General features: G+C 47.4%; 12 protein-coding genes. 4 read left to right on the top strand and 8 right to left on the bottom strand.

All coding sequences use genetic code 11. The annotated features are described in order from the left end of the window. Positions 1–128: 128 nt before the first annotated feature. Genes MHM93_RS10210 through MHM93_RS10200 form a run of 3 tightly spaced genes read left to right on the top strand, consistent with a single transcriptional unit; the run spans position 129 to position 5,213 of the window. Entirely contained in the window at positions 129–338 is a 210-nt protein-coding gene (locus MHM93_RS10210; protein ID WP_026111308.1) for a DUF3283 family protein, read from the top strand. Then, a complete protein-coding gene (locus MHM93_RS10205) occupies positions 335–763 on the top strand; it encodes a GNAT family N-acetyltransferase (protein WP_138590309.1) in 429 nt (142 codons plus the stop codon). The genes MHM93_RS10210 and MHM93_RS10205 overlap by 4 nt, the downstream gene beginning before the upstream one ends. Continuing rightward, positions 756–5,213: an EAL domain-containing protein gene (locus MHM93_RS10200; protein WP_239449073.1), complete on the top strand. Its 4,458-nt coding sequence runs from the start codon at positions 756–758 to the stop codon at positions 5,211–5,213. Before MHM93_RS10205 ends, MHM93_RS10200 begins: the two co-directional genes overlap by 8 nt. 6 nt (positions 5,214–5,219) lie before the next feature. Here MHM93_RS10200 and MHM93_RS10195 read toward each other — a convergent pair whose 3' ends face one another. Both MHM93_RS10195 and MHM93_RS10190 read right to left on the bottom strand, forming a co-directional pair. Beyond that, the gene (locus MHM93_RS10195) at positions 5,220–6,167 is read right to left on the bottom strand and encodes an ion transporter (protein WP_239449072.1); all 948 of its coding nucleotides are present in this window, start codon (positions 6,165–6,167) and stop codon (positions 5,220–5,222) included. Positions 6,168–6,173: 6 nt separating this feature from the next. Continuing rightward, positions 6,174–8,849, bottom strand: a complete 2,676-nt coding sequence (locus MHM93_RS10190; RefSeq protein WP_239449071.1) for a bifunctional acetate--CoA ligase family protein/GNAT family N-acetyltransferase — start codon at positions 8,847–8,849, stop codon at positions 6,174–6,176. A gap of 68 nt (positions 8,850–8,917) precedes the next feature. Between MHM93_RS10190 and MHM93_RS10185 the strand changes: the two genes are divergently transcribed. Continuing rightward, positions 8,918–9,634: an SIMPL domain-containing protein gene (locus tag MHM93_RS10185; protein WP_045979577.1), complete on the top strand. Its 717-nt coding sequence runs from the start codon at positions 8,918–8,920 to the stop codon at positions 9,632–9,634. 156 nt (positions 9,635–9,790) lie between these two features. Here the strand turns inward: MHM93_RS10185 and MHM93_RS10180 are convergent, their stop codons facing one another. The 6 genes from MHM93_RS10180 to rdgB form a co-directional block, all read right to left on the bottom strand. Continuing rightward, the gene (locus tag MHM93_RS10180; protein WP_239449070.1) at positions 9,791–10,135 is read right to left on the bottom strand and encodes a hypothetical protein; all 345 of its coding nucleotides are present in this window, start codon (positions 10,133–10,135) and stop codon (positions 9,791–9,793) included. 265 nt (positions 10,136–10,400) lie between these two features. Then, positions 10,401–11,045 carry a hypothetical protein gene (locus MHM93_RS10175; protein ID WP_239449069.1) on the bottom strand — a complete coding sequence of 215 codons (645 nt, stop codon included), beginning with the start codon at positions 11,043–11,045 and terminating at the stop codon, positions 10,401–10,403. 363 nt (positions 11,046–11,408) lie between these two features. After that, complete coding sequence (locus tag MHM93_RS10170; protein ID WP_138588405.1) at positions 11,409–13,247, bottom strand: DUF885 domain-containing protein; 1,839 nt, start codon at positions 13,245–13,247, stop codon at positions 11,409–11,411. Positions 13,248–13,348: 101 nt separating this feature from the next. Next, positions 13,349–13,867, bottom strand: coding sequence for a DsrE family protein (locus MHM93_RS10165; protein WP_239449068.1), 519 nt, complete (start codon positions 13,865–13,867; stop codon positions 13,349–13,351). Positions 13,868–13,911: 44 nt separating this feature from the next. After that, positions 13,912–15,057 (bottom strand): radical SAM family heme chaperone HemW, encoded by a 1,146-nt coding sequence (gene hemW / locus MHM93_RS10160; protein WP_239449067.1) that lies wholly within the window; start codon positions 15,055–15,057, stop codon positions 13,912–13,914. Positions 15,058–15,060: 3 nt separating this feature from the next. Continuing rightward, positions 15,061–15,645 (bottom strand): RdgB/HAM1 family non-canonical purine NTP pyrophosphatase, encoded by a 585-nt coding sequence (gene rdgB, locus MHM93_RS10155; protein ID WP_239449066.1) that lies wholly within the window; start codon positions 15,643–15,645, stop codon positions 15,061–15,063. Between the last annotated feature and the right edge of the window lie 5 nt (positions 15,646–15,650).

Here is a 15,650-nt window from a genome sequence, read left to right as displayed (position 1 = left end):
ATTCTAGGGAAGTTAGTTAGGTTTTTCTAGCACTTGTCGCAACTAAGCAACAAACTATCTACTTTTGCCCTAGGTCGGATTTGGTATAGTATAGTCAGGATATGAACACCAACCTGAGTGTAACTGCGATGAGTTTCAATTTGTGCCTACTGCCTCGCGAAGAAAAGTACCGTATTCAGCTAGACTATGAGGCCTCATTTTGGGCTTACCAAATAGTGCGTGGTAAAAATGCCCGCGACAAAGTTTATGAGGCGATTAATATTCGTCCTGTCTCTGAGCAAAACTATCTTAAGCAACAGTTTGAACATTATTTGGCATTGATGAGTGCATCGCGATGAGCGACGTTGATGTGCAGCGCCTTGCTGACATCGCCACCCCATTAGTTAACAAGTTTTATCAGGCTTATGGGGCTCGAGGTCGTGCCTCTAAGGCAGATCAGGTTTGGGTAGCCAGGGCCGATAGTGGCATCATTGGTGCAGCTCGCTTGTTGCACTTATCGGAAAACTTGCTACTCGTTGGCGTGTTTATTGCCCCACAGTGGCGGCAAAACGGGGTTGCTCGAGAGTTAATCAGTACTGTGTGCCAACACCAAAAGCAGCCCGTTTTTAGTTTTATTTACGCCCATTTAGCCGCTTTTTACCTCAGCTTAGGGTTTCAGCCAGAACCCGACTTGCCCGACGAATTACAACAGCGATTTAATGCCTATCAGCGCCAAGGACGCGATATCTTGGCATATTGCCTGAATCGAGGAAATCATGCTTAGAGCTTTGCTAGTGTGTTGCTGCTTCTTAGCGTGTGCAGTGAGTGCCAAAGTACAACGACTGTCGCCGAATGAAGGGCTGTCGCAAAGCTATGTCAGTAATATGTTGATCGATAAATACGGCTATTTGTGGTTGGGCACCGAAAGCGGTCTGAATCGCTACGATGGTTATCAGGTCATTGCTGTGGCCGGAGACAATGGCGAGCTTGATGAGGCGATGATCGACGCACTCTATCAAGACCAACAAGGTCATATTTGGATAGCCTCATTACTCGCTGGGTTACATCGTTTTGACCCTGATACCGGGCGCACCGAGCAAGTGCTGGGGCCGCCACAGAACGACGACGTTACGTTCGCTAAAGCGGTATTTACTATGTTGGCTATTGGCCCCAATGAGCTTTGGCTTGGTCGTGGTGAGGATGTGGCGAGCCTGAATATAGAGACCGGCGAAGTTACCTCATTGTTCACGCTGGAAAGTGAACATGAGCGCTCTTTGGTAAGGCAAATGTTCAAATTCGGCGAGCAGGTCTATATCGGTACTAGCTCGGGTGCCTATATCTATGATTTACAGACTAAGAAAGTCCGTTCTTTGGCACATCTTCCCGCAGGCATCAGTGGTATCCACCGTAATAATGTGAAGTCTTTCGCGGTGATAGACGCTGAACATTTGTTGGTTGGCACGGTAAAAGGTCTGTATCAGCTTGATATTAACGCCGATGGTTCGCTCGCCGCTGATGTACAGTCACCTGCTAGCGAAATGTTAATAGCTGACTTGAACATATGGCAAATGCAGGTGTTAGGCGAAGACACCGTGCTGTTGGCCACTGATAAAGGCTTATTTGAATTTAATATTTCCACCCGAGCTCTGCGTAAACGTCGCCAACTTATCGACAGCGAGTACAGTTTATCAGACGCCAGTATTATCGCCATACAAGAAACGCCACAAGGGGATTTGTGGGTGGGAACCAAAAGTGATGGCGCCTTCTTTTTACCGAAAAAGCATTTTCAATTTGATAATCTAACAGCACAGAATTTACGTGGCGAGGGCCTGTCGCACCATAATATTTGGGCATCCACTGTGGTCGATAATACCCTTTATTTGGGTACTCACAATGGCCTTACTATTGTCGATACACAGCACAATAGCAGTCAAATTTTGTACAAAAACTATTTGAGCGATCAGCTTGATAATGCCTTTAGTATTTACAGGCTTATTCCTTTTGCTGATCAGTTACTGTTAAATACTACACGAGGCTTATTCTATTTCGATATTGATAGTACTGAGCTACATCGTGTTATTGCTACCAACAGTGAGCAGCAACAGTATTTGCAAGGCTGGTTACATGGCCTATACAAAACCCCAGATAACCGCGTATATGGAGTGAATCAAGACCAAGGATTCTTCTATTTCGACTTAGATACGAAAGTGCTCACGCCACTGCACGGCGATCTTGATGAGTTTGACCCCTTCCTTGCGCTTGGCTTCAACAAACCACTGCCTGATAAGCCGAACCAACCCTTATTTTACAGTGGTGGGCAGTTGTTACGCCTTGATAGCGAGCAGCAAAAATTACAGCTGCTCTACGAAGTACCTCAGTCCCATGAAAACTTGGCGGTGAATCTCAACAGCTATGTCGTCGACCATCAAAATGTTTTGTGGCTATCGTTTTCTAACTTTGGACTAGTGGCGCTGGATGCGCGCACATTCGAGCTGATTAAACGCATCGATTTACAGAAACTAGGGCTGGGGACCTTAATGTATGATTTGGTGCTGGATGAGCATGGCATGATTTGGATGAGTAGCCACAAAGGTATTTGGCGTTTTAATCCATTGACCGAGCACTTTCAGCAATATACCACCGAAGAAGGGTTGGCCACGAATGAGTTTAATGGCGGCTCTTTTAGCCGTTTTGATGATGGTCGAGTGGTGTATGGTTCCGTTAAAGGCGCAACACTTTTTTACCCACAGCAGAACCAGCCGCAGCGAGCGTTACTTAAGCGCGTCAATATTACTTCCGCGCAGCTCGCCTATCGGGAGTTAGATAAACAACTTAGCCCGTTAGAGCAAGTGCATCTAGAGCATGATGATATCGGCTTAGAGGTGTCTTTTGCGGCAATGATATATAACTATCAAGACCGTATTATTTTTCAATATCAGCTTGGCGACAGTCCCAAAGCACATACCAAAGATAATAACCGGGTGGTATTTTCAAAGCTTAACCCAGGTTTGCATACTCTCAAGGTGTGGGCACAGGACCCATTCACAGGCGAATTTACTGATCCCGCGCAGCTGCAAATCAAGGTCGATTATCCGCCTTGGAGCTCACCTTTTTACCTGACTTTATATGTACTGCTGGGGGCGACCCTGGTGGGCTTGTGGCTGTACCGCCGAAATCAGATTCAGCGCATGATTATTGCTGCCCACAATGAGAGCAAAGAATCAGAAGCTCGGCTGAAACTAGCCTTGGACGGCAGTCACTCTGGGGTATGGGATTGGCGGCAAGAGGGTAGCCAAATATACCAACCGCGTCTGCGCGAGGAACTGGGTTATGACTACGATAGCTGCCACTTAGATGATTATCTGGCACTTATTCATCCTGATGAGCGGCAAAAGTTCCGTATTGAGTGGTTAGAGTTCTTGTCTACAGATAAGGGTTACTTCAACTGTGTGTATCGCCTGCGTCACAGCAACGGTTTATGGCGCTGGTATAAGGACTTTGGCAAAGTCATGGCGTGGCAAGACGATTTGCCTATGCAAGTTGCGGGTACCTATACCAATATGACCCGAGAGTTGGTATTTGAAGAAAATGCGCGGCTATTTGGTGCGGCGTTTGAGCAAACCAGTGATTGGGTGATTATTCTTGATCATAAATTGCGTATCCGAGCCACTAACCAAGCGTTACGGGAGCATTTTAACTATTCGCCAAGTACACGCTCAAGTCGACACCTCACTCTTGGGTTGAGTAAAAATACCCGTATTAACTACTTACGTATCTTGAATGACCTCAATGTGGGTGAGCATTATCAGAGTGAGGAAGTTGTCATTATTAAAAGCGGTGAGCAGGTACCGGTACTATTGAAAATGAGTGCGGTGGCAGATGCTGAGCACCACCTCACCAGCTATATCATTATCCTTACCGATATCAGCGCGCCTAAAAATGCCCTCGCCAGTAAGCGTGAGCATGCCCATTACGATAGTTTAACGGGCTTGCCTAATCGGGCTCTTTTTATGGACCGAGTGGAGCATGCGCTGGAGCAATCAGCGCGGCAACAAAACCAGTGTGCATTAGTGCTGATTAATATCGCCAATCTTAATAAAATCAACAGTGCGCGTGGCTTCGAAAGTGGTGATCAGCTGTTACTTAGCCTCGCTTATAGGCTACAGCGTACGGTGCGATCGCAAGACAGCTTAGGGCGTGTGAGTGGCGATGAATTTGCCTTGCTGTTGGAGAATATGGACGATGTCGAACACATCGTCACTGTGTGTAAAAAAGTACGCGATGTATTAACTCAGCCGTTCAAACAACGGGTCATGGAACCGCTGGTTGAGGTTAGCCTTGGGATCGCGCTTTTTCCACAAGACGCGCAACGCAGTGACGAGTTATTAAAGTGTGCTGATTTGGCGATGTATCAGGCGAAGCGTCTAACCGGGAGCCATTGTCAGTTCTTTAAGCCGGAAATGAACGCTTATGTGCAACGGCGTATAGACACCGAAAAAGCAGTGGCATCTGCTTACGAGCAATGTGAGTTCGTCAATCAGTATCAAGCTATTTTTGCAGCGCAGAGTCAGCAAGTTATCGGCTTTGAGGTGTTATTACGCTGGCAAAAGCAGCAGCAACTGCTTGCTCCTGACGAATTTTTAGTTCATGTGCGCAAGCCCGAACTATGGTCTAAGTTGTTTTTACAAACCCTGGAGCGAGCGATACTGGAGAGCCAGCTTTGGTTGCGCCAACGTCACGAGCTGACTATAAACATGAACCTGTCCGGGCGCGAGTTTAGCCAGCCTGGGTGTACCGGCGATATCACTCACCTGCTGCGCAGTTTTAACTTTCCCCTCGCGCAGCTGATGTTGGAAATACATGTCAATGATTGGCTGCAGTTAGACGAGCAAGCCAAACAAGCATTGCAAATGCTTCAACAAGAGGGCGTAAAAATAGCTCTGCAGGTCAATCGTGGTGATGACTTTTGTGTCCCTGAACTGTGTGGGGATACGCTCAGCGCAGTGAAGTTGGGTCCGCAGTTAGTTGCTGAAATTTGTATGGATATGTCGGTGCAAGCTAAAGTCACTCGTTTTCTTAAGGTGGTTAACGCCCTGGAGCTTACCGTGATTGCGGTTGGCGTGGAAACTGAGCGCCAGGCACAGCTGATGCGCGACATCGGCTGTGCTGCGATACAAGGGTTTCACATGCAGCGTCCAGCCTTGGGCGACAGCATTGCTAGTTTGCTTAAGTAAGCGTAGCTAATTTAGGTGGTGCCCACAATGTGGGCAAAAGCGCTTTAAAGGATGCTTTTCTCGCACTTGTTGCTCTATTTGCGCGCACTCTTGCTTGCTCAGCCCCAGCTCGACTCTGAGCGCCTCTAGTTGCTCGCGGTCGTCTCTACAAATCACCCCATCTTCCATTAATTGGTAGGCTGTTTCGCTGTATCTATCACGACGTTGGCGCAGTTGGTCGGAAAAGCTTGATGCCAATAAACCGGTGGGAATGGCCACCATCCCCATACTTAAAATGGTAATGATGCCACCGAATACCTTGCCTAACCCGGTGATCGGCACGACATCGCCATATCCTACGGTCGTCAGGGTGATCAATGCCCACCACATGGCCTTGGGAATAGAGCCAAACTTATCGGGTTGGACATCATGCTCTAGTAAGTAAATGCCACTGGCGGCGACGATTAAAATCACCGCCATAATAGAGAAGGCCGCAAACAAAGAGCCACTTTCTTCTCGAATGGTTTGCAGCAGCAACTGCATGGCCCGCGAGTAGCGTGTGAGTTTGAAGATACGCAGCAGTCGTAAGACCCGCAAAAAGCGCAAGTCGAAGGACACAAAGAACACCAGTAGAGAGGGCAGAATAGCCAACAAATCGATAATCGCCATGGGCGAGCAAAGGTAGCGCAGGCGCCGCTGCGTATCACTCAAAGTGCTGTTCTCAAAGCGCTCCAAATCAACACTGGTCCAAAGCCGAGCTAAATACTCAAGGGTAAAAATGCTCACCGATATAAGCTCAAAATAAGCGAAAAAGCCAATGTGCTGTTTAGCAACACTGGGCACCGACTCAATGACAATAGCAATGACATTGGCGAGGATCAGTGCCACTAAAATAGCGTCAAAGGCGTAGCCGTAATGGCGTACGCGGCCTCGTGATTCAAATACTTGTGCTAAGGTGTTTCTTATTCTTATCATCGTTTCTCATTCATTATTCAGCGCCAAGATCATCTCTATCGTGCCTTCTTCAAAGTCGCGACGCACGGTAAATCCGAGTTTGCGAGCCAGCTCAATCATCCCGGTGTTCTCCCACAAGGTGGTCCCTTGAACGCTGGTAACCCCTTGCTCTTTACAGTAATCAATGGCCGCTTGTAGGAGCAGCCGGCCTAGGCCCAAACCTTGATACTGCGAGCCAATGACAATGGCAAATTCCGCTATGGCATTATCTGGGTCCATAAGTACCCGTGATACACCTAAGGTGCAGTCTTTAGCATGGTGTTTACGGGTGACAATAAACGCCATTTCTCTGTCGTAGTCTATCTGAGTCATTTTCGCTAATTGTTCATGGCTAAAATGGGGCATTTCGCCAAAAAAACGGCGATAACGATCCTCTTTCGACAAAGATTCATCAAACTCACGATGTGCTTGCTCATCTTCGGGGCGGATAGGGCGCAGTAAGGCTTGAGAGCCATCTTTGAGTGTCACCGAGCGCTCCCATTCTTTAGGGTAGGGGCGAATGGCCAAACGCTTACGATGCGCTAGGCGTTGGTAGTGACTGATTTCAATACAAGCATCGAGCACCAAAAACTGGCCTTGGGTGGCAAGCAGTGGGTTTAGCTCCAAGTGATGAATATCCGGTTGATCGATTATCAGCTGTGACACCCGGGTCAATAGTGCACAGAGTCGATATTTATCCACTTTTTCTGGTAGCGTCCGCTCCTTGAGTACGCCTTTATCTTGGGCGCTGGCAATCAGGTACTTGGCCAAATTCATGTTTAACGGTGGCAGAGCGACTGCCGCTTGTGAAAAATCAAGGGCGCTCCCGGCTTCACCTAGCAGGATCACTGGCCCAAATTGGGGATCGGTTTTAATGGCAATGCGCAGCTCATGAGTACCGGCGCGCGGCACCATAGGTTGGATGGAAAAGCCATGAATATTTGCCTGTGGGTAGGTTTGCTTGATACGCAGCAAGATAGCAAACGCGGCTTGCTCTACCTCATGTGCATCATTGAGGTTGAGCAGCACGCCTCCGACCTCAGATTTGCTAGCAATGTCAGGGCTAATCAGCTTTAACACCACCGGAAAGCCACATTCGCTGGCCACCTCAGCAGCTTCGCTGGGAGTGGTGGCGATATGGGTAGTCACCGTATCAATACCATAATAGGCCAATAAGGGCGCCGCTTGGTGGGTGCTGAGGTAGGTTTCACCGCGACTTAAATGAGCATTAATAGCACCTTGGGTATCCTGGGCATTAATTGCTAACTCATCAACGATGGACTCAGGGGTTTGCGTTAAGTGCTTTTGGTTACGGCGATAGTTAATTAAGTGCATATATGCACCTACTGCGCCCTCTGGTGTGCGGTAGGTGGGAATGCCCCCTTGGGCGCATATCTTGCGCGCTTCATAAGCGGCATTTTCGCCCATAAAATTGGTCATCACAAAAGGACGACGACGGCTATCGACTTGGGCCACGGTATCGACAATGATTTTTGCATACTCGGTACTCGGCGCCAGTGCAGAAGGAGTGTGAATAATTAATAAGTTCTCCACTTCTTTGGCTTCGAGCAATATTTTCAAGGCTTGTTGATAGCGTCCCGGGTCGGAGTCGCCGAAAATATCCACCGGGTTAGCGGCTGCCTCTGATTGTGGGATCACCGCATTGAGCGCCGCCAAGGTTTGGTCACTGAGCTCACAGAGTTTACCGGAGCTCTGTAGCAGGCTGTCCACAGCCATCACCGCCGGGCCGCCGCCATTGGTAAGGATACACAGCGGTTCGACTTTGAGCAGTTTAGGGTGCAGCGCCAGGGTTTGTGTGGCGGCAAATAGCTCGCGTAAATCAGCAACTCTGAGCATACCGGCACGCTGAATAAGGGCATCGTATACCGCATCTGAACTAGTGTTGCCGCCGGTGTGAGCGAAAGCAGCTTGGGCGCCGGCCTCGGTACGTCCGGTTTTGATAACAATCACCGGTTTACTAAAAGCGGCAGCACGGGCCGCAGAAATAAAGCCACGAATGTCTTTGAGGTTATCAATGTAAAGTAATACCGCTTTAGTGCGCGCGTCGCGACCGAGAAAATCAAGCAGCTCGCCAAAATCGATATCGAGGCAATCCCCGACAGAGACAAAATAAGAAAAGCCAATATCTTTATGTTCGGCCCAGTCTAAAATGGTTGAGCACACCGCTGCCGACTGGGAGATAAAAGCGAGCTTCCCCGGGCGGGTGACCGTGTGTGAAAAGCTGGCGTTAACGCCTAAATGGGGGATCATCAACCCCAAGCAGTTGGGGCCCAGTAAATTCATTCCCAGCGCCTTACAATGCTGCGTGAGGCTGTGCTTTTGCTCGCTGCTAAGCCCGGCGGCGATAACAATAACATTGCGGCATTGGCGAGCGGCTAATTCACTAAGTAAGCTCGCAATGGTCTGCTTATTGGTGCAAATCACCGCGAGACTAGGAGTCTGTGGCAGACTGGCAATATCGGCATAGGCCAGTACCCCATGTACCGCTTCATATTTCGGTGTGACTGGCATAATGGGGCCATTGAAGCCCCCTTGTAGCAAGTTACGCATCACGATGTAACCAGGGCGCGAGGGGTTATTAGAGGCGCCAATAACGGCAATCGATTGGGGGTTGAAGAACTGACTAATGCGTTTTACGCTCATAGCTCACTCTTTTTGGTACACTGATCACTGAAATATACTCTCACACTTGCTGCAAAAGGAAAGCACCAATGCACAAAAGTATAACGCACATCAATATATTACCGGCATTTTTGTTAGCTTTGGGGCTGGCCTCAATTGGCTTTTTGCTACACAGCGCCATAGTGCAATTTAAAGCCATGGACAGAACGGTCACGGTTAAAGGTTTGGCTGAGCAGCAAGTGCCTGCAGATACCGCCATTTGGCCCATTGCCTTTACCGAGGCGGGGGATAAACTCGATGATGTGATGGCGGCGGTGGAGAAAAAGCAAGCGGCAGTGGTGGCCTTTTTAAAACTGCACGGTTTCAGTGATGAAGAAATATCCCTCGGCCAGGTTGCGGTGGTAGACAAGAAAGCTCAACAATATGGTCCAGAGCAAGTGGGGTTAAGGTATCTAGTTACCGCGAATATGTCGGTGTACAGCCAAGACCCCGAAAAAGTTCGTCATGCGAGCAGTCAGATAAGCGAACTGGCAAAACAAGGAATTGCTGTCAGTGGCGATAGCTACAGCAATCGTATTGAGTATTTATTCACGAGCTTGAATGACTTAAAACCGCAGATGATTGAACAGGCAACTCATAATGCCCGTGAAGTGGCGACCAAGTTTGCCCATGATTCGCAATCAACGCTGGGCAAAATTAAGTCGGCGCGCCAAGGTCAATTTAGCATTAGCAGCCGCGATTCCAACTCGCCGCATTTAAAAAAGGTCAGGGTGGTGAGCACCATTGAGTATTACTTGGTGGATTAGCGGCCTATGAATTGGTTTTAGTCGTTAGGGCTGAGCGACCAACTAAGGGGCGCTTTTATGGAAAAATATAAGCGTTCTACACGAGAACGCTTATTGTAAAAACAGATAAATATTATTTTTTGAAAGAGCTAGATTTCAAAGCTAGACAGGTAAGATTCAGTTGTTGCCTTTTGCTCGAATGATTAGCTTTTTAGCTGCTTGTAAATGGTCATCACATCGCTCAGGAGACAGTAGCTGTTCGTCTACAGGCTTCGACTTTTCAATATGAGCAAATGAGTCAATAAATAATACTTGGCCTTCGATATAATGCTTCTCATTCTCGCCTGATAGTGAGAAAAGGTTATTTAATTCCCTCTCAAATTTTATGTATTTAGAAATCTGTTCTTGCTTTACTTGAGTGTTTAGCTGAGAGCATAATATCAACGCTGCCGAAGTTTTTCCCGCTAGCTCATATTCAGAAGCTGTAAAGGATAGCAAAATTGCAAACGTAATCGTAATCATGGACACTTCCTTGAGCGAAAGCTAACTAACAGCCATATTAATTCTAAAAAGAATACAATTAGCAGGATAAGTAAACCTGATAGGAGCGATAGGCTGAAGTAGATATCTAAAAGTAGAATTACGCCTGTTGCTAAGGCTGCTGCGCAGTGTATAGCATAGAGAGCAAGCGTTTTCATAGGTGAATTACAGCGCAGGTTTTTTCTCTTCCATTTTACCTTAAAGTAATATATTAAAAAAAATACTGCAATAATTCCTTGGGCTATCATTATGGTTCAACCATTCCTCTTAAGTACATCTCCTTGAGAGCCTCTTCCTCGTTTACTAGAGCCATTGTGCGAACCCCACTTGCAAGTATTGTGACGAGTGCTGCAAAGTGTCCAATTCTTACTACGGTTGAAGGCTTGGCATCAACTTCCTCGGCTAGTTCACTAGCTAAATTGTAGTTAGATGAAGACTTTATGGTCTCTTTTGCACCTGCCTTGAGCCCACTTTTTGATGCTTCTAGTATAGCTGCCCCGATTGCAGCGACAGACGCTCCATAAGTTCTCAAGTCAATACCTAGGTAACGAAGTGCAGAAGAAACCCCAGTACTGCTTTCGTAATGGCGTTTTAACTCGGTATCGCTTAAAGACCATTTAAATTTGTACTTATCAGCAACGATTAAGGGTGGTAGAGAGAAGAGTTTTCCGTGCAATCTAGGGTTGATTTTGCGAACTTTTTGAATTTCACGCATAACTTTCTGACGAGAAAGATGATCTAACTGTCTATAGACTACTATACCCGTTAATATGTAATAGACATTAGTTAGATTTCTGAGGTCTTTCTCATATGCTTTCAAGTCTAACAGCTTGATATAGAATCCCAACGGGTCTGATTTCGCCATGTTAGTGGCGTAGCTTCTTGTGCTCATAATTTATCATCCTTGATTTTTATACTCAAAAAAAATATAGCTTGAATTTTTATTGAAGTCAATTTAAAAGCGAGTTGTTGATTATTAATTTATTTTAATGGTTAAAGAGGGCTCTAGTTATTAATCTATTTTATCATTGGTCGGTGATAGAACCATCCTATATTTCAAATGTCAATTCAGTTATACATATAGAAGCGTTCTCTAAAATATAGTATTTATATGATAAAAGTTTATATATATAAAAAGGTGGTGAGCACCATTGAGTATTACTTGGTGGATTAGCCCTAAGACAGCGGATTTTAGTGCGAACATAAAAAAGCCGTAACAAACCTTTTGCTTGTTACGGCTGCTGTTTTGCTGGCCTTATGCCTGCTTGCTAGCGACCCATTCGGCAACCATTTCTTCAAGTAAGTTCAATGGTACTGGGCCATTTTTAAGCACGATATTGTGGTATTCACGAATATCGAATTTATCACCTAGCGCCTTTTTAGCTTGCTCGCGCAGCTCAACGATTTTCAGCATACCAATCTTATAAGCGGTGGCTTGTGATGGCATAACGATATGACGCTCAACCATTTTCACTGCGTCCGATGTCGCGTTAGGGGTGTTATTGACGTAGTAGTCGATACCCTGTTGACGCGTCCAACGTTTAGCATGGATACCGGTATCTACAACCAAGCGGCATGCGCGCCAAAGTTCCATCGCTAAACGGCCAAAGTCAGAGTAAGGGTCTTGATACAGCCCCATTTCTTTTGGCAACAGCTCTGAGTACAGTCCCCAGCCTTCGGTGTAAGCGGTAAAACGCCCGTATTTACGGAAGTTAGGCACGCCTTCGAGCTCTTGGGCAATGGCGATTTGCATGTGGTGGCCTGGGATCCCCTCGTGATAAGCCAAGGCTTCCAATTGATAGGTGGGCATGGCTTCCATGTCATACAAGTTAGCGTAGTAGACACCTGGGCGTGAGCCATCGGGAGCTGGCTGTTGATAGAAGGCTTTACCCGCTGACTTCTCGCGGAATGCTTCAACACGTTTTACTTTTAGTCCGGCTTCAGGTTTTACTAAGAACAGCTCATCGAGGCGTCCCTTCATGTCATCAATCACACGGATAGCTTCATTTAGGTATGCTTCGCGACCGGCTTCGGTATCAGGGTAATAGAACTGCTCATCGGTTTTCATAAACTCCATGAACGCTTTTAAATCGCCCTCGAAGCCCACTTTTTCTTTGATGGCGCGCATTTCATCATGAATACGCTGTACTTCCGCAAGGCCGATGGCGTGGATTTGTTCCGCACTTAAATCGGTGGTGGTGGTGCGCTCCAGCATGGTGTTATAAAAGGCTTTGCCATCAGGAAACTTCCAAGCACCGTCACGGTTATCGGCGCGTTTTTCAAGTTGCTGTAGGTAGCTGATTAAGCCGTTATATGCTGGCTTGACTGAGACTTGTAGCGCTTCGGTGGCTTCGGCAATTAAGGCGCTCTTATCGCCATTGTCGATATCTAGCTTGTCGACTTTGCGTTTAAAGTCGGCCAATAAGGTAGAGTCTTTATCACCACCGAAGGGGGCACCTTTAATGATGTTTTGGCTGGCTTCAATGACGTGTGGGAATACAAATTTCGGGGCAATGATGCCTTTGTCTGCGCGAGTTTGTAAATTGGTTTGTAGCTGTGTAAATAGCTTAGGCACCCCATTTAAACGAGCAATATAGGCTTTGGCATCCTCAACACTGCTGATTTGGTGTTGGTTGATAAGGAATGCTGCCACCATAGAGTGGGTGCCAAACATTTGGTTAACCGGGTAGTTATGGTAGCGCCATTGGTAATCAGCGATGCTTTGCTCTAGGTTTTGTTGCATTAGGTCATAGCTGATCTGGGTATTTGCATCGAGCTTAGCGCGATCTATGGTCGCCAGCGTGGCGAGATCTTTTTTCGCTAACGCTAAATCCTCTTTAGCGCGTGCTTCGCTTTCATCGTCCCATTTGTCATAGTCTTTTTTAATGCCCATGTAGGTTTGATACACAGGGCTGCGCATCACATTTCGGTTAAAGACTTCTTCGAAAAATGCATTGGCCTTTGCTACTTCCGATTGCACCACTTGCTGCTGTACTGGCGCACTGTTAGCAGTGCTGTTATTTGCTGGGGTGCCTTGGCAGCCAGCCAGTAGTGCGGCACTGACAGTGGCCGCGATTAGAGTGAGCTTACGCATAGTTAGATACCTATTTCACTTGTTGTTTTAATATTGCACATAGCGCCCAGTATCACAGTTGTTAGGCTAAATGCAGGACTGCGCTATTGGCTGCTATATCGCTAAAATGGATTCAGTGTATACCCTTGTTGTTGTAATTGTGCATGGGCGGTCATGGCAGAAAGGGCCATGCGGACCCCAGGCAACAACTGCTTAGCATTGATGTTGTTGTGCTTTGCCGATTGGCCGCACACATACACTTGGGTATTATTTGCGAGCAGTTGGCGAATTAACGAAGCGTTGGCATTATCAGCGGCAAATCGCGCTTTATATTCACTGCTTTTGAGTACATCTTGGGTCGCATCGCCATGAACCACCAGTGCCAATGCGATATTTTTTGGATTCACGCCATGGGCCACATGCATGTTTATAAACCGGGCTAATGAGTTGATGTGGTTATTTTGCTCACCAACCGGTGCCCCGGAGGCCACGTCAAAGGCAATTTTAAAGCGCACGTCCTGGCCAATAGGGTCACTGTCGGGTACCGGATAAAAGAGCCCAAAGTCTTTAATGACCGGCTCATTAGTGGCGCTGTGCGCCGTACCAGCCAACAGTGTTATTAGCAAAAACACCCACCTCATTGTGCTTATCCTTCTGTGTTTGTGGCTACTCTATAAGCCGAAGTTTAATCGTCAACAAAGAGCGCAAGTAACTCATTAAGGTAACGATGACCCTGAGCTGTGACTGTTAGTTGGGTATTATCTAATGCCACTAACCCTAGGTGCTGCGCTCGTTGCAGCTGCGGCTCAATATGCGATAACGCCAAGCCGGTCAGCTGGGCAAATTCAGCGATAGGGCAAGACTCCATTAACCGCAAGCGATTCATCATAAACTCAAATGGCCGCTCTTGTTCGCTGACTGACCAGTCGCGATATAAATATGGCTTGGTTAAATCCATATAGCCGCGCGGGTGCTTGACCTTCTCGGTGCGCACAATCTGCCCATCAGGCTTGGTTATTTTGCCATGAGCGCCACAGCCTATGCCTAAATAATCGCCGAATCGCCAATAATTTAAGTTGTGTTGGCACTGATGTCCCGGCTTTGCATAGCCGGAAATTTCATACTGCTGGTAACCCGCTTCGGCCAACAGTGCTTGCCCCCTTTCTTGGATTTGCCATAAGGTGTCGTCCTCTGGCAGGGCCGGGGGTTTGGAGTAAAATTGCGTGTTAGGCTCAATAGTAAGCTGATACCAAGAAATATGCGGGGGTTGCAGCGCGATGATTTGTGTTAAGTCTGCCAATGCATCATCAATAGACTGGCCGGGGAGGCCGTGCATCAAGTCGAGGTTAAAGCTGCGAAGGCCAACATCATGGGCTTGTTTTGCCGCATTGATGGCTTCTTCTTGGCTATGAATACGGCCCAAGGCTTTCAGCTTATCTTGTTGCATTGATTGCACCCCGATGGAGATGCGATTGACGCCGGCTTGGACATACTCACTGAAACGCCCCGCCTCAACTGTGCCTGGGTTTGCCTCCAAGGTCACTTCGGCATTTTCCTGTAAAGGAATGAGCGCTCTTACACCGTCAAGCAATTGTTGCATAGCCTGACCGGAGAGCAAGCTTGGCGTACCACCGCCAATGAAAATACTGTGAATAGGGCGTCCGCAGGCGAGCGGCGCGTCATTGCGCAGGTCGCCAAGCAGATGCTGGACATATTCTTGCTCAGGGATTTGTTGGCCTTTTTGCGCATGGCTATTAAAGTCGCAATAAGGGCATTTTTGGACACACCATGGGATGTGAATATATAAGCTCAAAGGTGGAAGGTGTTGCACTGCTTAGCCTTTTAACGCGCTGAGTAAGTGGCGTAATGCTTGTCCACGATGGCTCAGACGATTTTTTTCTTCCTTGCTTAGCTCGGCGCTGGTTTTTTCCAAACCGTTTACTTTGAATACCGGGTCATAGCCAAAACCTTGGGCACCGCTGCGCGCTGAGGTAATTTCTCCTTCCCAAGAGGCCTGGCAGATTAATGGCAGTGGGTCGTGTTGGTGGCGCACCAGCACCAACACAGAGCAAAAGCGGGCACTGCGTTGGTTTTTACCTTGCATGGCCGCGAGTAATTTATCTATGTTGTCGTCATCGTTGGCATTTGCCCCAGCATAGCGAGCGCTATACACACCGGGAGCACCGTCAAGGGCATCAACAATCAATCCGGAGTCATCGGCGATTGCAGGCAGACCCGTTTCGGCGCTGGCGTGGCGAGCCTTAATAATGGCGTTTTCAACGAAGGTAGTGCCAGTTTCTGCAACATCGCTTACCTGGAACTCACTTTGTGGTTTTATTTCAATACTTAGCTCGCTTAACAGCGCACTGAGCTCAGCAACTTTGCCTTTGTTACCTGTGGCTAGCACCCAAGTGGTCATGTATT

The organism is Pseudoalteromonas sp. MM17-2 (assembly GCF_022347945.1).
GTDB lineage: Bacteria > Pseudomonadota > Gammaproteobacteria > Enterobacterales > Alteromonadaceae > Pseudoalteromonas > Pseudoalteromonas ruthenica.
The sequence above is the reverse complement of the archived record's forward strand: the minus strand, read 5'-3'. Positions and strand labels throughout refer to the sequence as shown.